The organism is Streptomyces sp. NPDC005195 (assembly GCF_040608315.1).
Classification (GTDB): domain Bacteria; phylum Actinomycetota; class Actinomycetes; order Streptomycetales; family Streptomycetaceae; genus Streptomyces; species Streptomyces kaempferi.
This window is the reverse complement of record NZ_JBEXHZ010000011.1, coordinates 75,572-99,342: the sequence shown is the minus strand read 5'-3', so window position 1 is coordinate 99,342 and position 23,771 is coordinate 75,572. Positions and strand designations below refer to the sequence as shown.

The following is a 23,771-nucleotide window of genomic DNA, read 5'->3' as shown; positions in this document are numbered from 1 at the left end:
CCGCGTACCGTCTCATGACGGACCGTCAGTCGACAGCCCCGAGCCGGGAGTTCTGCGACGCCACCAGCTCCACGACCGTGCGCCAGTCCTCCAGCACCCCGGCGTCGAGTCCGGCGACCCGGCCCGCGTCGCAGGCCTGGCGCAGGCTCAGCGCGTCGTCGGTGTCACGGGGGTCCGGACGGCCGCCGGAGTGGAGGCGCCCCAGCCGCGAGACGCGGTCGCCGAGCAGCGGTCCCACCAATTCCGGCGCCAGCCGGGCGTGCGCGGTGGCGTCGCCGGGGCGCAGCAGCCGGCCGATGCCGTGGACCAGACCCGCCACCTGGAGTTCCTTGTCGGCGGGATGGCTCCGGCGCAGCAGAGCGGCGGTCTGCAGCGCGTGGTCGTGCACATCCACCGGGCCGCCGCCGCCGTCCGCGGTGTGCCGGGTGCCCCGGCAGGCGTGCAGCAGATCCATCAGCTCCTCGACGCTGCGCAGCTCCATGCGTCGGTCCTTCCGCGAGAAAAGCCGTTGCCGGGCGCCAGCACAACATGGCCGGCTTGCGAACCGGCCAACGGGACCTGAACTGCGCGCCGTGTTCAGCGGTGGCCGTGCGGGTGGTCATGACCTCCGTGGCCCGGGTGCTCCTCCGCCTGCGGTGAGCCGCCCATGGCCCGCAGCATCATCGGGCCGCCGGTGCGCAGGAAGCGCCACACCAGTGCCGCCGCGAGCAGCAGGAAGGCGATGTTGAGCCAGGTCGTGTAGTCCCAGGAGACGCCCTCCATGGGAATCCGGGCGTCGGCCTGGTCGGGGACGAGCCCGAGGCCGCCGAAGAGGATCTCCACGACGTACCCGGCGAACACCATGGCCCCGTAGAAGGTGGCCAGCAGGAAGCCCGTCATCCGCAGGCCGTAGTACTTCCGGTAGATGTGCAGGATCGGCAGGATCAGCAGGTCGGCGAAGACGAACGCGACCACGCCCCCGAAGCTGATGCCGCCCTTCCACAGCACGACGGCCAACGGCACGTTCCCGATCGAGCACACGAAGGAGGCGATCGCCACGAGCGGCCCGATCAGGGGTCCGACCAGCTTCGCGGCGAGCGGATGTCCGTCCAGGAAGAAGGAACGCCAGAAGGAGTCGGGCACCCAGGCGGTGATGGCGCCGGCGATCAGCAGACCGCCCACCAGGTCGCGCAGGATCGCCGCCCACTCCATGACGAACACATGTGCGACAGAGGTGAAGCCCGCGCCGGAGAACAGGCGGCGTCCGAAGGAGCCCTCACCCCGCACCGACATGTCCATCGCCGCGTGCCCCTCCATGGACCCGGCGAGTCCCCGGTCCGCCTGCTCCCGGGCCTGCCGCAGCAGCGGCTCGCGCAGCAGCATCCGGAAGAGCACGGCGAGTACCACGATCATGACCGGGCCGCCGACGAACTCGGCGACGGTGAACTGCCAGCCCATCAACAGGGCGAGAATCACGCCGAGTTCGACCACGAGATTGGTGGAGGCGATCTCGAACGCCATCGCCGCGGTGAAGTTCGCACCCTTGCGGAACAACGAGCGCGCGAGCGCCACGGCCGCGTACGAGCAGGACGAGGACGCCGCTCCGAGCCCGGCGGCCAGTACGAGCGTCCGCGGCCGGTCGTCGCCGAGCAGCCGCGCGACCGTCGCGCGCCGCACCACCGCCTGGACGACGGCGGACAGGGCGAATCCCAGGATCAGCGCCCAGGTGATCTCCCAGGTCATCGACCCGGCGATGGACAGCGCGTGCAGGATCGCGTGCATCGGCTTCGCTCTCTCCCGGTGGGCGACTTCCTGACCGTCCGCGCGACTGTACCCCCTGGGGGTATGAATCGCGGAGTGTTCCGGCGGGTCGGCGGGGGTGTCGACGCGAATCCGCGGATTCGCCCGGGGGCGGCGGTGGGTGCGATCGCTACGCCGAACGAGTGATGCGGAGGGGCGATACGTCACCAAATAGACGCAGATCAGCGCTTGGGGGACGCCGATCGACGCGAGACGGTTACCTCTTGTTTTCAGCCCCATAGAGCGGGCATCCGCTCATTTGGTTACCCTGTACCGACGGACAGCCTGAAGGGGTCCCACCCACACCCATGGTCCGTCCCGGGACAGCCGGTCACCACGGCCTGCTCTCACACGAGTTACCGGCGCCACCGCGTCCCTAACTGCCTTCGACTCAGACCCGAGCGGGCGTCAGGCGGCCGGAAACAGACTGGCCCTTGCACGTCCCGAGGGTGACCCGACACATAAGGAGTGCGCGGTGACACCGGAGAAGACGAATAGCGATCGCCCCAAGGAACGCACGGAGCGCGTGGGCCGCCGGCCCGAGAAGAAGCTGGGAAGCCTCGACGTGTGGGCCAGGTCCGCGCCGATCCGCCTCGCGGGTTACGAGGACGACCTCGCCGAACCCCACATCCTGCCCAGCGTCGACTGACCGACCCGGCGCGAAACCCCCTCGCGACAGCTGACGGCATGGGCGTGTCAGACTCACGCCCATGCCGATCAGAGAAGCCGTGACCGACGACTGGCCGCGGATCTGGCCTTTCTGGCACCGCATCGTCGCCGCGGGCGAGAGCTACACCTGGGACCCCGACACCCCGGCCGAAGCGGCCCGGGCGCTGTGGATGGCGCCGGGCAAGCGCGTGTACGTCGCCGAGGACGCCGCCGGCACGGTCGTCGGCTCGGCCTTCGTCACCCCGAACTACGGCGGCCCCGCCGACCGCATCGCCAACGCCGGATTCATGGTCGACCCCGACCACGCGGGGCGCGGCATCGGCCGTGCTCTCGCCGAGCACGTCCTGACCGCCGCCAGGGCCGACGGATACCGGGGCATGGTCTTCAACGCCGTCGTGGAGACCAACCCCGCCGTCGCACTGTGGACCTCACTCGGTTTCACCGTCCTGGCGACCGTGCCGGACGCCTACGAGCACCCCCGGCACGGGCGCGTCGGACTGCACATCATGTACCGCGCGCTCTGAGAAGCGGTTCCCGGCCGGGGCGGTTCCCGGCGGTCGGGTCCGTCCCTTCCCGCCGGGCCGGTGACGCCGACCGGCCTCAGTCCAGCGGCGCCGTCCGCCTCCACGGCCGCAGCTCCTCCAACTGTCCAGCGAGCTGCAGCAGTTCCGGTTCGGAGCCGGGCCGCCCGACGAGCTGGACGGCGCACGGGGCGCCGCCCGGCAGGGTGCCGAACGGCACCGCCATCGCGGGCCAGCCGGTCAGGTTCCAGGGCGGAGTCAGCGGCGAGTAGTTCGTGTTGGCCAGCAGGTTGCGCAGCCAGCCCCGCTCGTGCCAGGCCGCGGCGGCCGGTGCCCGCCGGGCCAGCGCGGGGGTCAGCAGCACGTCGTGCTCCTCGAAGAACGGCGTCAGGCGCGCGCGCAACTGCTCACGCCGCTCACCCGTACGCACACCGGCCACGAAGCGGCGCCCCACGGCGGCGTGCACCCGCGTGCGCCGGCTGAGCCGCCGCGGGTCGAGGTCCGCGGCGTCCACCGCGGTCCCCGCCGTCCAGTGCGCGAGCGAGGTGGTGCCCAGCCAGAGCGGGTACGGGGGGTCGGAGGGCCGCACCCGGTGACCCGCCCCGGCCAGCAGCACGGCCGCCTCCCGGGCCGCCGTCGCGTACGGGCGGCTCACGGTCACACCGGCCAGGGGGCTGCGTACGGAGACCGCCACCTTCCGGACGAGGTCCCCGGAGGGCCGTACCGCCTCGGTGCCCGCGAGGACCGCCAGCATCAGCCGGGCGTCCGCCACGGTGGTCGCGAGCGGCCCGTTCTCCGCCATCCCGAACCAGTCGCCGTGGCCGATGCCGGCCGGGACCGTGCCGTGCCCCGGCTTGAGACCGACCAGGCCGCAGTTGGCCGCCGGGATGCGCAGCGACCCCATCCCGTCGTTGCCCAGCGCGAGGGGCACCATCCCGGCGGCGACGGCGGCCGCGCCGCCGCCCGAGGAGCCGCCGGCCGTGCGCGAGGTGTCCCACGGGTTGCGGGCGATGCCGTACACGCTGTCCGAGGTGCCGAAGACACAGAGCTCGGGCACGTTCGTCAGGCCCACCACCACGGCGCCCGCCGCGCGCAGCCGCGCCACGGTGACATGGTCCTGCTCGGCGGCGGTGTCCGGGGTCGCGGCGGAGCCCTGCCGACAGGACTCGCCGCGTACCGGCAGGTTGTCCTTGACGGCCACGGGCACGCCCGCGAGGGGGAGCTCGGCCAGGTCCGGGTGGGCGGCGAGCGCGTCGGCCTCCGCGAGGGCCGCTTCGGACCGTACGAGCCGGAAGGCGCCGACCCGGGCGTCGAACCGCTCGATCCGGGCGAGGTGCTCGGCCACCACCTCGCGGGGGGTGATCCGCTTCTCGCGGACGGCTGCGGCGATCTCGGTGGCGGTCCGGCCGGCCCAACTGCTCACGGGTGCTCCTCGGGGACGGGGAATTACTGGTGAGTACGAGGAGCACTGTGCCGGGCCGTGGGGTGCCGCGTCGAGGGCCGCCGCGCCGGGACATTCACCCCGGTTCCCCGGGGCTTTTCACAGGGAGACCGCCCCGCGGTCCGGCCGCGATGCCAGGTCATCCGACCACTACCGCAACTTGCCCGTGTTCAGGCCTCGTTGACAGCCATCGGAACCCGTCTCATCATCAGACATCCGATGAATTGGGGCCGCTCATGAGTACGTATCCAAGACGTCAGGTTCTGGGAGCCGCCGCGGCCGTCGCCGCGACGGCTCTTCCCCTCACCGCCGCGACCGGGGCACGGGCCGCCGAAACGGCCGATGGGCGGGCGGGGCAGTGGCTTCCCGTCCCCGCCCCGCTCCCCGTACCGCTCGACGCCCACTTCGACAACGACGGCCTCGGCCGCGCGGCCGCCCCAGGCGGCGACTTCGACGGCTCGGGCTACACCTTCCCCGGCGAGGAACTCCCCGAAGGCCCGGTCGAGGTGGACGGCATCGCCTTCCTCTTCCCGTCCTCCGCCGAGGGCACCCGGAACAACGTGGTCGCCCTCGGCCAGCGCCTCGACCTCCCCCGTGGCCACTACCTCTCGGCCCTGTTCCTCACGGCGGGCAGCTACGGCGACGCCTCCGGCACGGCCACCGTGCACTACGCCGACGGTTCGACGACGACCGCCGGACTCGGCGGCGCGGACTGGTACGCGACGGGCGGCTCGCTGTCCGCCCCGTACCGCTACCGGCCGGACGGCGGCAAGGACGAGCACAGCGTCGGGATCGGCACGGCGGAGGTCTGGGTCGACCCGCGGCGCGAGGCGGTCGCCCTCACCCTGCCGACCACCCGGCCGGCCGGGGAGAACCAGACCTCACTGCACGTCTTCGCCCTCTCCCTCCAACCGGTGGCCCAAGGACGGGCGTTGGCCCTGCGGGACGCGCACACCACCTTCTCGCTGCTGGAGTCGACCGGCGCGCAGAGCGTGGAGGCCACCGTCGTCAACGCCGGAACGGTCGCCGTCCTCGCGGGCGACCGGGTGACGGTCGGCGTCGAGGTGCCCGGGGCCCGCACCGTGGAGCCCGCGCGGGTGACCCGCCTGGACCCCGGCGAGCAGGCGCGGGTCCGTGTCGGCATCCGCAACCGGGTGGGCACGGCACCCGGCACCGCACACGAGGGAACGGTGGTCGTCGAAGGCCGCGGCCGACAGGCGGCCGCCGTCCGCCGCACCCTGACCCTCGGCGTGCCCGACTACCGCCCCACCGAGGAGTCCCTCGCCGGCCACCAGGCCCCGTACTGGTTCCACCGCGCCAAGTTCGGCATCTTCATCCACTGGGGCGTCTACTCGGTGCCCGCCTGGTCACCGGTGGGCGAACAGTACGCCGAGTGGTACTGGAACCACCTCCAGAGCCCGGACAACGCGGTGTACGCCTACCACCGGGAGAGGTACGGCGAGAACTTCGCCTACGACGACTTCATCCCGATGTTCACGGCCGAGCGCTTCGATCCGCGCGCCTGGGTGGAGTTGTTCCGGGACGCCGGCGCCCAGTACCACGTCCTCACCGCCAAACACCACGAGGGCTTCGCCCTGTGGGACACGCGGGTATCCGACCGCAACGCCGTGAAGATGGGCCCGGGGCGGGACCTGGTCCGCGAACTCTTCGACGCCTCAAAGCGGTTCACGCCCGAGCTGCACCGCGGCCTGTACTTCTCCATGCCCGAGTGGTTCAACCCCGACAACCCCTGGTCGGGCCACGCCCCGCGCAATCCGTACACCCAGGAACCGGTCCCGTACACCGGATACACCGCCGGCAAGGACTATGTGAAGGACTATCAGGCCGCTCAGATGCTCGAACTGATCCACGGCTACGACCCGTCCGTCATCTGGTGCGACATCGGCGGCGCCAACGACAGCCAGCGGGTGCTCGCCGAGTACTTCAACCACGGCAAGAACCGGCCGAAGCCCTACGAGGTCACCGTCAACAACCGCTCGGGCATCGGCTTCCACGACTTCACGACCCCCGAGTACACGACCTACGAGAACACCGTCGTCGCCAAGTGGGAGTCCAGCCGGGGCCTCGACCCGTTCAGCTACGGCTACAACCGGGCCACCCCCGACACCGCCTACATGACCGCCGAGGAGGTGGTCCGCAGCCTGGTCGACATCGTGTCCAAGAACGGCAACCTCCTGCTCGACATCGGGCCGCGCGCCGACGGCACCATCCCCGAGATCATGCAGACCCGGCTGCGGGAGACCGGCCGGTGGCTGAAGACCAACGGCGAGGCGATCTACGACACGACGTACTGGTCACGGATGGCGCAGCTCGGTGAGGACCTGCGGTTCACCGTGCGGCAGAACGAGGCCTTCTACATCCACTCGCTGACCGCGCCGGGCGCCACCCTCACCGTCGAGGCGCCGGTGCCGGTCCGCGGCGGTGACCGGGTGACCCTGCTCGGCCACGACCGGCCGCTCAACTGGACGGTACGGAACGGGGCTTTGGTGATCGACGTGCCGACGGCGGCCCGCAGGTCCGGCCGGTACGTCTGGGTGTTCAAGGTGGAGTGGCGTGACTGACGTCCATCCCGTGCGGCGACCGTGACTCCCGGGTCGCCGCACGCGACCGGTCCGCTTGTGCCCGCGGCCACCCCCTGCCGAGCATCCGCGCGCGGACCGGGGACCGGCTGCGGGCCGGCCCCGGACCATCGTTGACGGTTGACGGTTGACGGTTGACGGTTGACGGTTGACGGTTGACGGTTGACCGATGGTCGACGGGCGCCGCCCGTCGACCGGCCACCGCCATCGAGGAGGGCCGGGACCTGTCCTCGATGAGCGGCATGCCGGCCGGCCTCAGCTACCGTCCGCTGCTGACCCGAAGGCCCGGCCTCACTTCAGGTGCCGGGCGAAGAACTGGGCCGCGGCGTCCCCCGCGAACTGCGGGACGCCGGCGTGCCCGCCCAAATGGGCGTGCAGGGACTTCTCCCTGGAGCCGAAGACGTCGAACAGGTCGAGGGCCGCCTGCCGGTTGTTCCCTTCGTCGTCCCACTGCAGCAGCACGTGCAGGGGGATGCTGACCTGCCGCGCCTCCTCGAACAGGGCGCGAGGCACGAAACTCCCGGCGAACAGAACGGCGGCCGAGACGCGCGGCTCGACCACGGCCAGCCGGATGCCGATGGAGATCACTCCCCCCGAGTACCCGACCGGGCCGCCGATCTCGGGCAGCGAGAGGAGGGCGTCCAGGGCGGCCTGCCATTCCGGGACCGCCTGGTCGACCAGTGGGAGGACGAGAGCGTCGACGATCTCGTCGCTCACCGGCTCGCCGGCCGCCATCGCTTGGCGCAGGTCGGCGCGGGCCTGCTCGGCGGCGGGCCAACGGGGCCGGTCGCCGCTCCCGGGGAGCTCGATGGTCGCCGTGGCGAAGCCGTCCGCCGCGGAGTGCTGGGCCCGGGCCACCAGCCGGGGGTACATCTTGCGCAGCCCGAGGGGAGGATGGCCGAGCAGGATCAGCGGCGCCGGGGTGGACGGGGACGCGGACGCGGGTGTCCACAGGATGCCGGGGATCTCGCCGAGGGTGAATTCACGCTCGAGGACGCCGCCGTCGAGGTGCTGTTCAGAAGTGAGTCGCATGGTCGTGCCTTTCGGGAGTGCTCAGGAATGGCGCTCCCGGACGCGACCTATCGCCCGACCGTGACCCCGGAGGGGAGCACCCATGTCGATACTGTGTTCACGGGTACCACCTCCTCGTTCTCTCGCACGGCCTCCGGAAAAGTAACAGCGGTCTCCGTGGTCCGCCAACAGGTTTTTCGCGGAGCCTCCGTGGCCGGATGCCCAAGGACAGGGAGCCACTCGCCCGACCGCCTTGCGGTGAGCCTCGACGACACCGCCGTGCGGTGCGTCTGCCGGCCGTGGCCGTTCTCACCGGCGACCGCTGTACCCAGGTCCCCGAGGCCGGGCCGCCGGCCCGGTGTCAGACGCCGGCCGCCGGCCCCGTGCTCTCCCGTTCGATCAGCCGTGGCACCGGCACCTGGACCGTCCGTGCCGGGCCGCCGTCCAGCAGCGCGGTCAGTTCCCGCGCCGCCGTGCGCCCGAACTCCACGGTGTCGCGGGAGAGCGCGGACAGCCACGGTCTGACCATGCGGCACAGCGCCGAATCCTCCCAGGCCACGACGGACACGTCGCGTGGTACCAGGAAGCCCAGTTCCGTCGAGGTGGCGACCCCGGCGACGGCCATCACGTCGTTGTCGTAGACCAGCGCCGTCGGCGGAGCCTCGCTCTCCAGGACCCGGCGGGTGACGGCGGCGCCCTCGGCGTCCGAGTAGTCCGTGGTCAGTGACCGCACCTCGGACAACCCCCGCCGCTCCGCCTCCGCACGCAGGGCGCGGATGCGCCGCTCGGTGTGGGCGAGCCCCGGCAAGCCCGCGATGTGCGCGATCCGGCGGTGCCCGAGCGCGTACAGCTCGTCCACCACCGAGGCCATCGCGCCCGCGTCGTCCGCCCAGACCGTGGACATCCCGGGGTGGACCGCGTCCGGCACACCGCCGATCACCACCGCGGGCAGGCCCAGCTCCTCCAGCAGGTCGGGGCGCGGATCGTCGGTCCGCGGATCGACGACCAGGACCCCGTCCACACGGTGTTCGGCCCACCAGCGCCGGTAGACCGCGCACTCGTCGTCCACGTCCTCCACCACCTGGAAGAGGAGCCCGAGATGCCGCTCGGCCAGGACCTCCTGGATGCCGGAGATCAGCTGCAGGAAGAACGAGTCCACGCCCAGGGTGTCGGCGGGACGGGCGACGACGAGCCCGACCGTGGCCGCGCCCTCGCCGGACAGCGCGCGGGCCGCCGTGCTCGGCCGCCAGCCCAGCTGGTCGGCGACCCGGCGCACCCGGTCGCGGGTGATCTCGGAGACCCCGGGGCGGCCGTTGAGAGCGAAGGAGACCGCGCTCTCCGAGACCCCGGCCCGCTGCGCGATGTCCTTCATCGTCGGCCGGCGCGCGGGTGACCGCCTGGCTGGCAACCTTGCTCCCCGTTCCGCTGAGACCGCGCACTAATGCGCTTGAGCTGAAGCAATCTAAAGCGCATTAGTGATCGATTGCAAGAGGCCGACCACACGTCTCTGACCTGCCATGTTCCCTTACTAAAGAGTTTAGCTGATCCAAATCCATTGACTACTAAGGAGAGTTGCGTGCAAGGTCTGCCCCGGCACCACTCGCCCCCCACCGCAGAGGAGCCCCATCCGTGCGCATCTCCCGCAGAGTTCTCGCCGCCGCTGCCGCCGTCGCCGTCGTCCTGCCGCTGAGTGCCTGCGGCTCCGGGAACGACGGCGGTGGCTCGACGGACGCCTCCGGCAAGGTCGAGGGCGACATCACCTTCCAGACCTGGAACCTGAGGGCCAACTTCAAGTCGTACTTCGAGGGTGTGATCGCGGACTTCGAGAAGAAGTACCCGGACACCCAGGTGAAGTGGGTCGACCAGCCCGCCGAGGGCTACGCCGACAAAATCAGCGCGGACGCGGCCGGCGGCACCCTGCCGGACGTCGTGAACGTCTCCCCGGACCTCGTCGCCCCGCTCGCCAAGGCGGGCCTCGCTCTGGACCTCGACAAGTCGGCCGCCCAGTACAAGAAGGAGTACCTGGCAGGCGCCTGGGCCGGTCACGAAGTACCGGGCATGACCGGGACGTACGCCTTCCCCTGGTACCTCAACACCGGCCCGCTCTTCTACAACAAGTCGCTGTTCGAGGAGGCCGGACTCGACGCCTCCAAGCCGCCGACGACCTACGACGAACTGTTCTCCGACGCGCTGCGGCTGGCCGGCAAGAGCGACGGCAAGGTCGCCACCCTCGCCAACGTCCCCACCATCGAGGACTTCGGCCGCTACGGCGTCGATCTGATGAACAAGCAAGGCACCGCCTTTGCCTTCAACGACGCCAAGGGTGTCGAACTCCTCACCAAGTACCAGGAGTTGTACGACGCCAAGGCGCTCGACCCGCAGGCGCTCACCGCGACCCCGGAGTCGTCCGGCAAGAAGTTCCTCACCGGCGCCGTCGCCATGAACCCGGGCAGCGCCCTGGACCTCGGCAACTTCAAGAAGCAGGCGCCGAACCTGTACAAGAACATCGGCATCACGGACCAGATCACCAGCACCGGCAAGGTGAACATGTACGTCATGGGCGTGATGGTCAACTCGCGCACCAAGCACACTCCGGCCGCGGTCGCCTTCGCCCACTTCGTCACCGACGCGCGGAACCAGATGTCGTTCGCCAAGAAGGTCGCGATCTTCCCGAGCACCGCCGGCTCGCTGGACGACCCGTACTTCACCAAGGAGGACGGGAGCGACGAGACGCGGGTGCGGATCGCCGCAGCCAAGTCCCTCAAGAACGCGGTCAATTACACGCCCGTCCTGTTCAGTGAGCAGATGAAGACCGCGCTGCGCAACGAGGTAGCCAAGGCGCTCCAGGGCAAGGAGAGCCCCGAGGCGGCTCTTGACAACGCTGTCAAGGCCTGCGACCGACTCCTCCAGCAGCAGGGCTGATCCGGCATGGCGAGTTCCTCGGCCCTGTCCGGCGACGTGCGGCGCGGTGCGCGGACGCCCCGCGCGGCCTCCCGGGTGCGACGCCAGCTCCCGTCCAGCCCTTGGCTGTTCGCGGCGCCGGGACTGCTGGTCACGGGTGCCTTCATCCTGTACCCGTTCGTCTCGACGGTGGTCAACTCCTTCACCGACCGCCGCACCCTGATCCCCGGCACGTTCGTGGGACTCGCCAACTTCCGGGAGCTGCTGCACGACGACATGTTCTGGATCGGCCTGCGCAACAGCGCGCTGTACGTCGTCGGGGTCGTCCCCGCGCTCGTCCTGCTGCCGCTGCTGCTCGCCCTGCTGGTCCAGAAGAACATCCCCGGCATCACCTTCTTCCGCTCGGCCTTCTACACCCCGGTGGTCGCCTCCATCGTCGTGGTCGGCCTGATCTGGGTGTGGCTGCTGGACGAACGCGGCCTGGTGAACTCGCTGCTGGAGACGGTCGGCATCGGCAGGGTCGGCTTCCTCAGCGACCAGTGGCTGCTTCTGCTGAGCGCCATGGCCGTCACGGTCTGGAAGGGCCTCGGCTACTACATGATCATTTACCTGGCCGCGCTCGCCAACGTGCCCCGCGAGCTGCACGAGGCGGCGTCGGTCGACGGCGCGGGGGCGGTACGCCGCTTCCTCACCGTCACCGTGCCCGCCGTCCGCTCCACCATGGTGCTGGTCGGCGCGCTCTCCTCGGTCGCCGCCTTCAAGGTGTTCTCCGAGGTGTACCTGATGGCAGGCCCGGACGGCGGACCGGCGGGCGAGGACACCACCCTCGTCATGCTGGTCCAGCGCACCGGCACCGGACTGACCGGCCGGGTGGGCTACGCCTCCGCCCTCTCCGTCGTCGTCTTCGTCGTCACCGTCGCGCTGATGCTGCTCGTGCTGCGCGCCGACCGGAAGGAGGACGCGTGAGCGTGCTGGAGAAGGTACGACCCGCGGAGCGTCCGGCGCCACAGCGGCGCCCCAGCCCCCGCGTCACCGACGAGCACGGCCGCCGGATCCGGGTGGGGGAACTCGCCCTGCGCTACCTGCTGCTGCTCGCCGTCCTCGCCCTCACCGTCGGTCCGTTCCTGTGGCAGCTGTCCACGTCGCTCAAGGGCCCGACCGAGGACATCTTCGACTCGCCGCCGGCGCTCCTGCCCGGCCACCCGACGCTGCACAACTACCAGCGCGTCGCCGACACCATCCCCGTCTGGGACTACGCCGTGAACTCGCTCAGGGTCGCGGGCGCCAACGTCGTGACGAACTGCGTCGGTTCGGCCCTCGCCGGGTACGCCCTGGCCCGGCTGCGCTACCGCGGCCGCAGGGTGGCGACGCTCGTCTTCATCCTCGCGATGCTGGTCCCCGTCGAGGGCATCATCATCGCCCAGTTCACCACCATGCGGGAACTCGGCCTGAACAACACGCTCATCGGTGTGGTCCTGCCCGGCTGCGTCGGCGCGATGAACGTGCTGCTGATGCGCAACGCCTTCCTCAACCTCCCCTACGAGATCGAGGAGGCGGCCTACGTCGACGGGGCGAACGTCTGGCAGCGGTTCCTGCGGATCGCGCTGCCGTCGGTGAAGGGAACCCTGGCCGTCGTCGCCATCTTCGCCTTCATGGGCGCCTGGGACGACTTCCTGTGGCCGCTCATCGTGCTCAGTGATCCCTCCAAGTTCACCCTCACCATCGGCCTCAACTACCTGCACGGCACGTTCGCCAACGACGAACGGCTCGTCGCCGCGGGCACGATCATCGCGGTGGCACCGCTGATCGCCCTCTTCGCCTGTCTCCAGCGGTACTTCTTCCGCGGTGTGGGCGAGGGCGCGGTCAAGGGCTGAGACCGTCCGTCCGTCCTTCCGATTCGCAAGGATCCCGCATGTCCTCTGCCGTGCGCTTCGGCGTCAACTACACCCCGAGCGAGGGGTGGTTCCACCACTGGCTCGACTTCGACCTCGACTCCGTACGCGCGGACCTCGACTCGATCGCCGCGCTCGGTCTCGACCACATCCGGGTCTTCCCGCTGTGGCCCTACTTCCAGCCCAACCGCACCCTGATCCGCCCGCGCGCCGTCGAACAGCTCGTGGCGCTCGCCGACGCCGCGGCCGAACGCGGACTCGACGTCAACGTGGACGGACTGCAGGGGCACCTGTCGAGCTTCGACTTCCTGCCCGCGTGGACCCGGACCTGGCACCGGCGGAACATCTTCACCGCCCCGGAGGTCGTCGAGGCGGAGGCCGAGTACCTGCGCACACTGGCCTCCGCCCTCGCCGACCGGGCGAACTTCATCGGCATGACGATCGGCAACGAGGTCAACCAGTTCGCCGCCGGGCCGCATCCCGACCCGGACCGCATCACGCCCGAGCAGGCCGGGGCATGGCTGACCCGCCTGCTCGCGGCCTGTGAGGAGGGCGCTCCCGGCAAGACGCATCTGCACGCCTCCTACGACGCCGCCTGGTACCAGGACGACCAGCCCTTCACGCCGGAGCACTCGGCCCGGCTCGGCGCCCTCACCGCCGTCCACTCCTGGGTGTTCAACGGGACGGCCCAGCGGCACGGCCGCCGGGGCGTCGCCACCGAGCACCACGCCGCGTACCTCGTCGAGCTCTCCAAGGCCTGGGCCGACGATCCAGGCCGGGCGGTCTGGCTCCAGGAGGTCGGCGCTCCCGCCCCGCTGATCCCGGCCGAGCACGCGGCCGCCTTCACCGAGGCGACCGTCGCGAACGCGCTCGACTGCCCCGACCTGTGGGGCGTCACCTGGTGGTGCTCGCACGACGTCAGCCGTGACCTCGCCGACTTCCCCGAACTCGAGTACAGCCTGGGCCTGTTGACGAGCGACCGGCGGCCCAAGCCCGCCGCACGGACCCTCGCCCGCATCGTCGGCGAGGGACGGGCGCACCGGCCCTGCGCACGCACCACCGCCCTCGTCGTCGACACCGCGCCGGGCCGCTCCGGCTGCGCCCCCGGCGGCCCCGTCTTCGAGGCCTTCGCCCGGCTGACCGCCGACGGCGCCCGTCCCACCACCGTTCTCGCGAGCCGCGCCGACGACAAGGAACACCTCGCGGCCCGTGGCATCACCGAAGTCGTCACACCCGATCAGGTCACCGAGTAGCCCGTCCCCACCCGTCCTCACGACGATACGGAGCACACAGTGAACCTCAGCAGACGCGCCCTTCTGCTCGCCGGAGCCGCGGCGGCGCTCACCCCCGCCGTGCCCGGCCTCCCCGGCCGCGCGGCGGCGGCAGGCCGCGACCTCCAGCCGTACGCCTCCTACTGGTACCCGGACTCGCTGCCCTCGGGCACCCCGGGCGCCGGCATCACCTGGCGCGGCCTGAAGGATTGGAGCGCCGACGGTGACACGGACCTGGCGTTCAACGCCGCCTCCGTGCCGCTCGCCGCTCGCTTCGCCCCGACCTCCGTGAACACCACGGCCCGCGCCGGCCAGGCCCGTGTGCAGTCCCTCGTCTCCTTCGGCCCCACGTCGGGCAACCCCGCTCAGGGCGCGGCCGACGCCGACTACTACGCCCTCACCCACTGGGCCTACCTCGACGAACTCGTCTTCTGGGGAGGCTCGTCGGGCGAGGGCCTGATCCTCGCGCCGAACGCCCCGATCGTGGACGCGGCCCACCGGCACGGCGTGCCGGTGCTCGGCAACGTCTTCCTGCCGCCCGTCGCCTACGGCGGCCGCCTCCAGTGGACCCGTGACCTGGTGCAGAAGGACGCCGGCGGGCACTACCCGCTCGCGGCCCAACTGGTCGCGGTGGCAGCGGCGTACGGCTTCGACGGCTGGTTCGTCAACGCCGAGACCGGCGGCGGCGACACCGCGCTCGCCACCGCCGTGCTCGGCTTCCTGAAGGAGCTCAAGGCACTCGGCGCGGCTGAGGGGCAGCGCGTCACCTGGTACGACGCGATGACCGTGAGCGGCTCGGTCGGCTGGCAGGGCGCGCTCAACAACCAGAACAAGACGTTCTTCCAGGCCGCCGACACGATGTTCGTCGACTTCCGCTGGTCGCAGAGCGGTCTTGCCTCCTCCGCCACCACCGCCCGGCAACTCGGCCGCAGCCCCTACGAGTTGTGGGCGGGCGTCGACGTCGAGGCGAGCGGCACCAACGCGTCCGTCAACTGGGACGCCATCGTGCCGACCACCAAGACGCACGTCACCTCCATCGGCTTCTACCGGCCCGAGTGGACCCGCAATCACCTGCCCGCGAGCCGCACCCCCGGCGACTTCCACGCCGCCGACGACCTGTTCTGGACCGGCTCCTCCCTCGACCCCTCCCGGCCGGCCACGAACGCCGGCTGGCGCGCCCCGGCGCTCTCCGTCGCCGACCGCTCGACCGTCGGCTCGCTGCCGTTCGCGACCGTCTTCAACACCGGTCACGGCCTGAGGTGGTACGAGGACGGCGAGGTCACCTCGGACACCGCCTGGAACCATCTGGGTCTCCAGGACCGGCTGCCCTCCCGCCGCTGGGTCGTGCGCACCACCGGCCACCGCCCGACCGTCACCTTCGACTTCGCGGACGCCTGGCGGGGCGGCAGCAGCCTCCTGGTCTCCGGCACCCTCGACGCGCCGACGACACTGGACCTGTACGCGACCCGGCTGCCGCTCGGCGCGGACACGGTGGTCGAGCTGACCCACCGTACGGACGCGGGCAGCACCTCCCTGGAGCTGGCCGTCGCCACCGCGGAGCCGGGCGCGGCGGGCGGGGCACCCCCGTACACCTACCTGTCCGTGCCCACCACCGGTGGCGCCGGCTGGCAGACGTCCACCGTTCGGCTGACCGGACTGTCGGGGACCGTGCACACGCTGGGCGTCCGGCTGGCCCCGGGATCCGGTCCGGTCGGCTGGCGGCTGGGCCGGCTCGCGGTCCGGGACGCGACGGTGACCCCCGACGCGCCCACCGGCCTGCGCGTCACCGACGCCGACGGCGGAAACCTGCGCTTCGCGTGGCAGAGTGCCGCCGGCGACGTACGCCACTACGAGCTGTACCGGACGTTCCCCGACGGCACACGGCGTTTCCTCGGCGGCACCTGCCAGACCGCGTTCTACGCGGGCGGTCTCACCGCCGAGCAGGGCGAGGCGGCCGCAGGATTCGAACTGCGCGCGGTGGGGGAGCTGTTCACCGTCTCGACCCCCGCCACGACCGCCCACACCTGGTAACCCGCACCCCTCACCCCACGGAGCCCACCCATGCATGACGACCGCACCCTGGTCGAAGCCCGCCTCAAGCGTGTCCTCGACGAGCGCATCCGACCCGCCGTGTACCCCGAGTCCGTACCGCTGGACGTGGCGGTGTGGAACGCGCCCGGAGAGCCCGTGCCGGTCGCCGAGGGGCTCGCGGCCGTCCCGGAACCGATCGAGGTGGGCGCGCGCTGGGGCGCTCCGTGGGGCACCAGTTGGTTCCGGGTCACCGGGACCGTCCCCGAGTCCTGGGCCGGCCGGACCGTGGAGGCGGTCCTCGACCTCGGATTCGACGAGAACATGCCCGGATTCCAGTGCGAGGGGCTCGTCTACCGGCCCGACGGCACTCCGGTGAAGGGACTCAACCCGCGCAACCAGTGGGTGCGCGTCGGCGCGCCGGTGGAGGGCGGCGAAGAGGTCCGGCTGCACATCGAGGCCGCCTCCAATCCGGTGATCCTCGACTACCACCCCTTCCTGCCCACCCGGCTCGGCGACAAGGAGACGGCGGGCAGCGAGCCGCAGTACACGCTCACCCGGATGGACCTCGCGGTCCTCGACGAGACAGTGTGGGAACTGGTACTCGACCTGGAGGTGCTCGGCGAGCTGATGGCCGAGCTCCCGGTGGAGTCCGCGCGGCGCTGGGACATCCTGCGCGCGGTGGAACGGGCACTGGACGCCGTCGACCTCCAGGACGTGGGCGGCACCGCCGCCGCGGCCCGGGCCCGGCTGGAGGGCGTCCTCGCGGAACCCGCCGTGCCCTCCGCGCACCGGATCAGCGCCGTCGGGCACGCGCACATCGACTCGGCCTGGCTGTGGCCGCTGCGCGAGACGGTCCGCAAGGTGGCGCGCACGACCTCCAACATGACCGCGCTCATCGAGGACGAACCCGAGTTCGTCTTCGCGATGTCGCAGGCGCAGCAGTGGGCCTGGGTGAAGGAGCACCGGCCCGAGGTGTGGGCGCGGGTGAAGAAGGCCGTCGAGGAGGGCCGGTTCGTCCCGGCCGGAGGCATGTGGGTCGAGTCGGACACGAACATGCCCGGCTCGGAGGCGATGGCCCGTCAGTTCGTCCACGGCAAGCGGTTCTTCATCGACGAGTTCGGCATCGAGAACGAGGAGGCGTGGCTGCCGGACACCTTCGGCTTCGCCGCCGGACTCCCGCAGATCATCAAGGCCGCGGGCTCCAAGTGGCTGCTCACACAGAAGATCTCGTGGTCGCAGACCAACAAGTTCCCGCACCACACCTTCCGTTGGGAGGGCATCGACGGCACCCGCATCTTCACCCACTTCCCGCCCGTCGACACCTACAACTGCTCCATGCGGGGCGGCGAGATCGCCCACGCGGCCAGGAACTTCAAGGACAAGGGCGTCGCACGGCACTCCCTCGCGCCCACCGGCTGGGGCGACGGCGGCGGCGGCACCACCCGCGAGATGGTCGCGAAGGCGGCCCGTCTCAAGGACCTCGAAGGCTCCGCCACCGTCGTGTGGGAGACCCCGGCGGAGTTCTTCGCGAAGGCCGAGGCCGAACACCCCGACGCGCCCGTCTGGGTGGGCGAGTTGTACCTCGAACTGCACCGCGCGACCCTCACCAGCCAGGCGAGGACCAAGCAGGGCAACCGCCGCAGCGAGCACCTGCTGCGCGAGGCCGAACTGTGGGCGTCGACCGCGGCGGTGCGGACCGGGTTCCCCTATCCGTACGAGGACCTGGACCGAATCTGGAAGACGGTGCTGCTCCACCAGTTCCACGACATCCTGCCCGGCTCGTCCATCGCCTGGGTGCACCGGGAGGCCCGGCGGACCTACGAGCGGGTCGCCGAGGAACTGGACGGCATCATCGGCGCGGCACAGCGCGCGCTCGCCGGTGAGGGGACCACCCGGCTCGTGTTCAACTCCGCTCCGCACACCCGCGACGGGGTGCCCGCGGGCGCGGCCCGCCCGGCCACCGACCCCGGCCCGGTCTCGCTCGCACCACGACCGGGCGGCGGGCACGTCCTCGACAACGGTCTGCTGCGGGTCGAGGTCGACGCCCGGGGACTGGTCGTCTCGGCGTACGACATCGGGGCCGGCCGCGAGACGATCGCACCGGACCGGGCCGCGAACCTGCTCCAGATCCACCCCGACTTCCCGAACATGTGGGACGCCTGGGACGTCGACGAGTTCTACCGCAACACGGTCACGGATCTGGTGGACGCCGACGAGGTCGGGCCCGGCGACGACGGCGTGTCGGTCCGGATCGTGCGGTCCTTCGGCGCGTCGAGGGTCACGCAGGTGCTGTCGCTGGCAGCGGGGGAGCGGCGGCTCGGCATCGACACCGAGGTCGACTGGCACGAGACCGAGAAGTTCCTGAAGCTCGCCTTCCCGCTCGACGTGCACGCCGAACGGTACGCGTCCGAGACCCAGTTCGGGCACTTCCACCGGCCCACCCACACCAACACCTCGTGGGAGGCCGCCAAGTTCGAGGCGTGCAACCACCGCTTCGTGCACGTCGAGGAGCCGGGCTGGGGTGTCGCGATCGTCAACGACTCCACGTACGGACACGACGTGACCCGGACCGTGCGCGAACGCGACTCCGGGACGACCACCACCGTGCGCGTGTCCCTGCTGCGCGCCCCGCGCTTCCCGGACCCGGAGACCGACCAGGGCGTCCACCGCTTCCGGCACGCGCTGGTGCCGGGGGCCGGGATCGGGGACGCCGTGCGCGAGGGATGGCGGATCAACCTGCCCGAGCGGACTCTGACGGGGGCGCGCGAGGTCGCACCGCTGGTGGGCGTCGAGCAGGACGCGGTCGTGGTGACCGCCGTCAAGCTCGCCGACGACGGCAGCGGTGACGTGGTCGTACGCTTCCACGAGTCCCGCGGCGGCCGGACCCGGGCCACGCTCACCGCGGGCTTCGCGACCGGGGCCGTCACGGTGACCGATCTGCTGGAGCGGCCCCTCGCGGACGCCGCGCCGCCGGAGCGCGAAGGCGACCGGATCACCCTGACGCTGCGCCCCTTCGAGCTGGTGACGCTGCGGCTGAAGCGGGCCTGACCACCGTACGGGCCGCGGACCCGGCTACGGCGTGAGCTGGGTCCGCAGCCACTGCTCCACCTCGCCCACGTGCGCGGCGGCGGCCGCTCTGGCCGCCTCCGGGTCGTGGGCCAGCAGGGCGCGGTGGATCGCCGCGTGCTCGCGGCGGGTGCGCTCGAAGGCACCCTCCTCCTGGTAGCCGCGCCAGACCCGGGCGCGGAAGGTGCGCGAGGAGAGCCCCTCCAGGATGGCCGCCATCGTCTCGTTGCCCGCGGCGGCGGCGATCTCGCGGTGGAAGGCCAGGTCGTGGGCGAGGATCTCCTCCGGGTCGTCGGTCGCGTTCATCGCCGTGAGGTGCTTCTCCACCTCGGCGAGCTGGTCGGGGGTGATCCGCGCGGCGGCCAGCGCCGTCGCCGTCGACTCCAGGATCCGGCGCACCTCCAGCAGTTCCACCAGCCGCGGCCCGCGCGAGAGGTCGGCCACCACGCCGAAGGTCTCCAGAAGGTCTCCGGCCTCCAACTGCGTGACGTAGATGCCCGATCCGTGCCGGGCCTCCAGCACGCCGAGGACCGTGAGCGCACGGATCGCCTCGCGCATCGAGCTGCGGGACATGCCCAGCTGGACGGCGAGATCGCGCTCCGTCGGCAGTCGCTGGCCGGGCTCGAGACGGCCCTCCTTGATCATCGCCTTGATCCGCTCGATGGCGCGCTGGGTCACGGTGCCCTTCTGGGGGGCGCCCTCCGTCCCGTGGGACAGGGTCTCGTCCACGCCGCTTCCTCCTGTTGCCGGGTGCGCCGCAGTCTAACCACCGATGTGGTCGGACCACTATGGCCAGAATCCCGGAAATTATGGCTCCGCAGGGTGTTGCGGACCCAAAGTGGTCTGATAAATATTCGTCCCGGCTGGAAGAGGGACTCCGGCCACGCGTCCTGCTCGATCTCGCTCAATGAGGAGCCGTCAGATGGCCGGCAGAACAGTGCGGAACAGGCGAATCCCGTCGCGGGCAGTGAGTGCGGCGGCTGTGGCCGCCTGCGCGACCCTCGTGCTCGCGGCGTGCGGCAGCACCAAGGACGACGTCGCCTCCGGCGGCGGGGGAGGCGACGGCAGCGGCAAGGTCGGAGTGATCCTGCCCCTGCTGACCTCGCCGTTCTGGCAGTCCTACAACGACTACGTGCCGAAGATGGCGAAGTCCGAGGGCGTCGACGCCCTCAAGACCGTCAACTCCAACAGTGATCCGTCGCAGCAGATCACCGACATCAACAACCAGCTGAACCAGGGCGTGAAGGGTCTGGTCGTGGCCCCGCTGGACAGCGCCGCGATCGTCGCCGGTCTCGACCAGGCCGAGCGCAAGGGCGTCCCCGTGGTCGCCGTCGACGTGGCTCCCGACAAGGGGAAGGTCGCCATGGTCGTCCGCGCCGACAACGTCGCGTACGGCGAGAAGGCCTGCGAGTTCCTCGGCAAGCAGGTCGGTTCGGGCAAGGTCGTGCAGATCATGGGCGACCTGGCGTCGGTCAACGGCCGTGACCGCTCCGAGGCGTTCCGCTCCTGCGTGAAGAAGAACTACCCGAAGCTGAAGGTCCTGGAGATCCCCGCCAAGTGGGAGTCCGACACCGCGGCCTCCAAACTGGACACGCTGCTGAACGCCAACCCCGACATCAAGGGCATCTACATGCAGGCGGGCGGTGTCTACCTCGCGCCCACCCTGCAGACCCTGAAGTCCAAGGGGATGCTCAAGAAGGCCGGCCAGGCGGGCCACATCGCGATCGTCTCGAACGACGGCATCCCGCAGGAGTTCGACGCCATCCGCAAGGGCGAGATCGACGCCACCGTCTCCCAGCCCGCCGACGCCTACGCCAAGTACGGCATGTACTACATCAAGGCGGCCATGCAGGGGAAGACGTTCAAGACCGGACCGACGGACCACGACTCCACGATCGTCAAGCTTCCCAGCGGCATCCTGGAGGACCAGCTGCCCGCCCCGCTGGTCACCAAGGACAACGTCGACGACCCCGAGCTCTGGGGCAACACGGTCAAATGAGTACACCACTGGTGGAGGCGCGCGGGGTCGCCAAACGGTACGGCCCCACCGTCGCCCTCCAAGACGGCCGGCTCACCGTCCTGCCGGGCGAGTCCCACGCCCTCGTAGGACGCAACGGCGCGGGCAAGTCCACCCTCGTCACGATCCTCACCGGTCTGCAGGCCCCCGACGAGGGCACGGTCCGCTTCGACGGCGAACCCGCGCCCCCGCTCACCGACCGCGACGCCTGGCGCCGCAAGGTGGCCTGTGTCTACCAGAAGCCCACCGTGGTACCCGAGTTGACGGTCGCGGAGAACCTCTTCATCAACCGGCAGCCGACCGGACGCGGCGGACTGATCAGCTGGCGCAGACTGCGGTCCGAGGCGGCCGACGTCCTGGCCACCTGGGACGTACGGGTCGACCCGGAGGCCCGCACCGCCGACCTCAAGGTCGAGGACCGCCAAATGGTGGAAATCGCGCGGGCGTTGAGTTTCGGCGCTCGCTTCATCGTCCTCGACGAACCCACGGCCCAGCTCGACAACCGGGAGATCGAGCGCCTCTTCACCCGGATGCGCACGCTCCAGGAGTCCGGTGTCACCTTCCTGTTCATCTCGCACCACCTCCAGGAGGTGTACGAGGTGTGCCAGACGGTCACCGTGCTGCGCGACGCCCGCTGGATCACCACCGCGCCGGTCGCCGAACTTCCCCGCCCGGCGCTGGTGGAGGCCATGGCGGGCGAGGCGATCGCCGAACGGGCGGCCGTCCGGGACACCGCGCCGAAGGACGCGCCCGTCGTGCTGCGCACCGAGGGCCTCGCCTCGGACGCGTACGACGCCATCGATCTCACCGTCCGCCGCGGTGAGGTCGTCGGACTCGCCGGCTCCAGCGCGAGCGGCAAGATCGAGCTGGCCGAGTCGCTCGCCGGCCTGTACCGGCCGACGGGCGGCACGGCCCGACTCGACGGCGAGCGGCTTCCGTTCGGCGATGTGCAGGCCGCGCTCAGGGCGGGCGTCGGCTGCGTACCGCGCGACCGGCACGAGCAGGGGCTCGTCTCCGGCATGACCATCGGCGACAACACCACCCTGAGTGTCCTGAAGCGACTCGGCCGCCACGGCTTCATCGCCACCGACCGCAGGCGCGGGTTCGCCCAGGAGCTGATCGACCGCCTCGACATCCACGCCGAAGGACCCGACCAGCCGGTCTCCGACCTCTCCGGCGGCAACGCGCAGAAGGTCGTGATGGCCCGCGCCCTCGCCTCCGACCCCCGTCTGCTCATCCTCATCAACCCCACCGCGGGCGTCGACGTGAAGTCCAAGGAGTCGCTGCTCTCCCGCGTGGACAGTGCCCGTGACGACGGCACCGCCGTGCTCGTCGTCTCCGACGAACTCGACGACCTGCGCCGCTGCGACCGCGTCCTCGTCCTCTTCCACGGCCGTGTCGTCGCCGAGCACCCGGCGGGCTGGCACGACCATGAGCTGATCGCCTCCATCGAAGGAGTGGACCATGGCTACGGCATCTCCCCAGGGGGTCAACCCCGGACCCCCGGCCGAGGAGAGCGAGGCCCCGGTGGCTGAGACCAAGGCCCCGCCGCTCGCCGCCGCACGCGTGCGCGACGGGCGCGCCACCAAGGCCGTACTGCTCCGCCGGGCACGCGAACTCGCCCTCGTTCCCGCCCTGTTGCTGCTCATGGTGCTCGGCGCGATCGTCAACGACTCCTTCCTCACCGAGCGGAACCTCATCTCCATCCTCGGTGCCTCGGCGGCGCTCGCGATGGTGGTCCTCGCCGAGTCGCTCGTCCTGATCACCGGCAAGATCGACCTGTCACTGGAGTCGGTCGTCGGTATCGCGCCCGCCGTCGGCGCCCTGCTGGTCCTGCCCGCCGCCCAGTCCGGCTGGGGCACGGAATGGCCCGCCGGGCTCGCCCTCCTCGCGGTCCTCGTCGTGGGCGGCGTCATCGGCGCCTTCAACGGCGTCCTCGTCGTGAAGTTCAAGCTCAACGCCTTCATCGTCACCCTCGCGATGCTGATCGTCCTGCGCGGACTGCTGGTCGGCGCGACCAAGGGCAAGACGCTGTTCGGCATGCCCGACGCCTTCTTCTCCCTGGCCACCTCGACCTTCCTGCGCGTTCCGCTCTCGGTGTGGCTGGCGGCGATCGCCTTCGGCATCGCCGGGCTGATCCTCAAGTACCACCGGATCGGCCGCGCCCTGTACGCGATCGGCGGCAACACGGACGCCGCCCGCGCGGCCGGCATCCGCGTCGACCGGGTACTGCTCGGGGTGTCGGTCGTCGCGGGCGTCCTCGCCTCGGTCGGCGGCATCATGCAGACCGGCTACGTCGGCGCGATCAGCGCCAACCAGGGCAACAACATGATCTTCACGGTGATGGCGGCCGCGGTCATCGGCGGCATCAGCCTCGACGGCGGCAGGGGCACCATGTTCGGCGCCCTCACCGGCGTCCTGCTGCTGGGCGTCGTGCAGAACCTGCTCACCCTCGCGCAGGTGCCGTCCTTCTGGATCCAGGCGATCTACGGCGGAATCATCCTGGTCGCCCTGATGATCGCCCGCGTGACCACCGGACGCGCCCAGGACTGACCGCCCCTTCGCTCTCGTA

General features: G+C 71.0%; 18 protein-coding genes. 12 read left to right on the top strand and 6 right to left on the bottom strand.

Annotated features, from left to right (window positions below):
- Positions 1–25: 25 nt before the first annotated feature.
- Together ABZV34_RS15200 and ABZV34_RS15195 are read right to left on the bottom strand one after the other, a co-directional pair.
- Positions 26–481: a hypothetical protein gene (locus ABZV34_RS15200; protein ID WP_356275476.1), complete on the bottom strand. Its 456-nt coding sequence runs from the start codon at positions 479–481 to the stop codon at positions 26–28.
- A gap of 95 nt (positions 482–576) precedes the next feature.
- Positions 577–1,761, bottom strand: a complete 1,185-nt coding sequence (locus ABZV34_RS15195; protein ID WP_356275473.1) for a permease — start codon at positions 1,759–1,761, stop codon at positions 577–579.
- A gap of 544 nt (positions 1,762–2,305) precedes the next feature.
- Between ABZV34_RS15195 and ABZV34_RS15190 the strand changes: the two genes are divergently transcribed.
- Together ABZV34_RS15190 and ABZV34_RS15185 are read left to right on the top strand one after the other, a co-directional pair.
- Positions 2,306–2,428: a hypothetical protein gene (locus ABZV34_RS15190; protein WP_356275709.1), complete on the top strand. Its 123-nt coding sequence runs from the start codon at positions 2,306–2,308 to the stop codon at positions 2,426–2,428.
- 61 nt (positions 2,429–2,489) lie between these two features.
- The gene (locus tag ABZV34_RS15185; RefSeq protein WP_356275470.1) at positions 2,490–2,972 is read left to right on the top strand and encodes a GNAT family N-acetyltransferase; all 483 of its coding nucleotides are present in this window, start codon (positions 2,490–2,492) and stop codon (positions 2,970–2,972) included.
- Between the two features lie 76 nt (positions 2,973–3,048).
- Here the strand turns inward: ABZV34_RS15185 and ABZV34_RS15180 are convergent, their stop codons facing one another.
- Entirely contained in the window at positions 3,049–4,392 is a 1,344-nt protein-coding gene (locus tag ABZV34_RS15180; protein ID WP_356275467.1) for an amidase, read from the bottom strand.
- Positions 4,393–4,646: 254 nt separating this feature from the next.
- Here ABZV34_RS15180 and ABZV34_RS15175 point away from each other — a divergent pair, with 254 nt between their 5' ends.
- Positions 4,647–6,992, top strand: a complete 2,346-nt coding sequence (locus tag ABZV34_RS15175) for an alpha-L-fucosidase (protein ID WP_356275464.1) — start codon at positions 4,647–4,649, stop codon at positions 6,990–6,992.
- Between the two features lie 309 nt (positions 6,993–7,301).
- Here ABZV34_RS15175 and ABZV34_RS15170 read toward each other — a convergent pair whose 3' ends face one another.
- Positions 7,302–8,042, bottom strand: coding sequence for an alpha/beta hydrolase (locus ABZV34_RS15170; RefSeq protein ID WP_356275461.1), 741 nt, complete (start codon positions 8,040–8,042; stop codon positions 7,302–7,304).
- Positions 8,043–8,382: 340 nt separating this feature from the next.
- On the bottom strand, positions 8,383–9,429 hold the full coding sequence (locus ABZV34_RS15165; RefSeq protein WP_356275458.1) for a LacI family DNA-binding transcriptional regulator: 1,047 nt from the start codon (positions 9,427–9,429) through the stop codon (positions 8,383–8,385).
- A gap of 221 nt (positions 9,430–9,650) precedes the next feature.
- Here ABZV34_RS15165 and ABZV34_RS15160 point away from each other — a divergent pair, with 221 nt between their 5' ends.
- The 6 genes from ABZV34_RS15160 to ABZV34_RS15135 are packed head-to-tail and all read left to right on the top strand — an operon-like array spanning position 9,651 to position 19,164.
- A complete protein-coding gene (locus tag ABZV34_RS15160; RefSeq protein ID WP_356275454.1) occupies positions 9,651–10,943 on the top strand; it encodes a sugar ABC transporter substrate-binding protein in 1,293 nt (430 codons plus the stop codon).
- A gap of 6 nt (positions 10,944–10,949) precedes the next feature.
- Entirely contained in the window at positions 10,950–11,888 is a 939-nt protein-coding gene (locus ABZV34_RS15155) for a sugar ABC transporter permease (RefSeq protein WP_356275451.1), read from the top strand.
- Entirely contained in the window at positions 11,885–12,796 is a 912-nt protein-coding gene (locus tag ABZV34_RS15150) for a carbohydrate ABC transporter permease (RefSeq protein WP_356275448.1), read from the top strand. Before ABZV34_RS15155 ends, ABZV34_RS15150 begins: the two co-directional genes overlap by 4 nt.
- Positions 12,797–12,834: 38 nt before the next feature.
- A complete protein-coding gene (locus ABZV34_RS15145) occupies positions 12,835–14,067 on the top strand; it encodes a glycosyl hydrolase (protein ID WP_356275445.1) in 1,233 nt (410 codons plus the stop codon).
- A 39-nt stretch (positions 14,068–14,106) separates the two neighbouring features.
- A complete protein-coding gene (locus ABZV34_RS15140; RefSeq protein ID WP_356275442.1) occupies positions 14,107–16,116 on the top strand; it encodes an endo-beta-N-acetylglucosaminidase in 2,010 nt (669 codons plus the stop codon).
- A gap of 30 nt (positions 16,117–16,146) precedes the next feature.
- Positions 16,147–19,164, top strand: coding sequence for a glycoside hydrolase family 38 C-terminal domain-containing protein (locus tag ABZV34_RS15135; RefSeq protein WP_356275439.1), 3,018 nt, complete (start codon positions 16,147–16,149; stop codon positions 19,162–19,164).
- Between the two features lie 24 nt (positions 19,165–19,188).
- On the opposite strand, the gene ABZV34_RS15130 is transcribed toward ABZV34_RS15135, so the two are convergent.
- Positions 19,189–19,911, bottom strand: coding sequence for a FadR/GntR family transcriptional regulator (locus ABZV34_RS15130; RefSeq protein WP_356275436.1), 723 nt, complete (start codon positions 19,909–19,911; stop codon positions 19,189–19,191).
- A gap of 193 nt (positions 19,912–20,104) precedes the next feature.
- On the opposite strand from ABZV34_RS15130, the gene ABZV34_RS15125 reads away from it, so the two are divergent.
- The 3 genes from ABZV34_RS15125 to ABZV34_RS15115 are packed head-to-tail and all read left to right on the top strand — an operon-like array spanning position 20,105 to position 23,752.
- Positions 20,105–21,181 carry a sugar ABC transporter substrate-binding protein gene (locus tag ABZV34_RS15125; protein ID WP_356275433.1) on the top strand — a complete coding sequence of 359 codons (1,077 nt, stop codon included), beginning with the start codon at positions 20,105–20,107 and terminating at the stop codon, positions 21,179–21,181.
- Positions 21,178–22,734 (top strand): sugar ABC transporter ATP-binding protein, encoded by a 1,557-nt coding sequence (locus tag ABZV34_RS15120; protein ID WP_356275430.1) that lies wholly within the window; start codon positions 21,178–21,180, stop codon positions 22,732–22,734. The genes ABZV34_RS15125 and ABZV34_RS15120 overlap by 4 nt, the downstream gene beginning before the upstream one ends.
- Complete coding sequence (locus ABZV34_RS15115; RefSeq protein ID WP_356275686.1) at positions 22,727–23,752, top strand: ABC transporter permease; 1,026 nt, start codon at positions 22,727–22,729, stop codon at positions 23,750–23,752. The genes ABZV34_RS15120 and ABZV34_RS15115 overlap by 8 nt, the downstream gene beginning before the upstream one ends.
- Positions 23,753–23,771: the final 19 nt, after the last annotated feature.

Bases quoted from the DNA above. Each gene is read 5' to 3' on its own strand.
- ABZV34_RS15200 (WP_356275476.1), bottom strand. From the start codon at position 481: ATGGAGCTGCGCAGCGTCGAGGAGCTGATGGATCTGCTGCACGCCTGC.
- ABZV34_RS15195 (WP_356275473.1), bottom strand. From the start codon at position 1,761: ATGCACGCGATCCTGCACGCGCTGTCCATCGCCGGGTCGATGACCTGG.
- ABZV34_RS15185 (WP_356275470.1), top strand. From the start codon at position 2,490: ATGCCGATCAGAGAAGCCGTGACCGACGACTGGCCGCGGATCTGGCCT.
- ABZV34_RS15175 (WP_356275464.1), top strand. From the start codon at position 4,647: ATGAGTACGTATCCAAGACGTCAGGTTCTGGGAGCCGCCGCGGCCGTC.
- ABZV34_RS15170 (WP_356275461.1), bottom strand. From the start codon at position 8,042: ATGCGACTCACTTCTGAACAGCACCTCGACGGCGGCGTCCTCGAGCGT.
- ABZV34_RS15155 (WP_356275451.1), top strand. From the start codon at position 10,950: ATGGCGAGTTCCTCGGCCCTGTCCGGCGACGTGCGGCGCGGTGCGCGG.
- ABZV34_RS15145 (WP_356275445.1), top strand. From the start codon at position 12,835: ATGTCCTCTGCCGTGCGCTTCGGCGTCAACTACACCCCGAGCGAGGGG.
- ABZV34_RS15135 (WP_356275439.1), top strand. From the start codon at position 16,147: ATGCATGACGACCGCACCCTGGTCGAAGCCCGCCTCAAGCGTGTCCTC.
- ABZV34_RS15125 (WP_356275433.1), top strand. From the start codon at position 20,105: ATGGCCGGCAGAACAGTGCGGAACAGGCGAATCCCGTCGCGGGCAGTG.
- ABZV34_RS15120 (WP_356275430.1), top strand. From the start codon at position 21,178: ATGAGTACACCACTGGTGGAGGCGCGCGGGGTCGCCAAACGGTACGGC.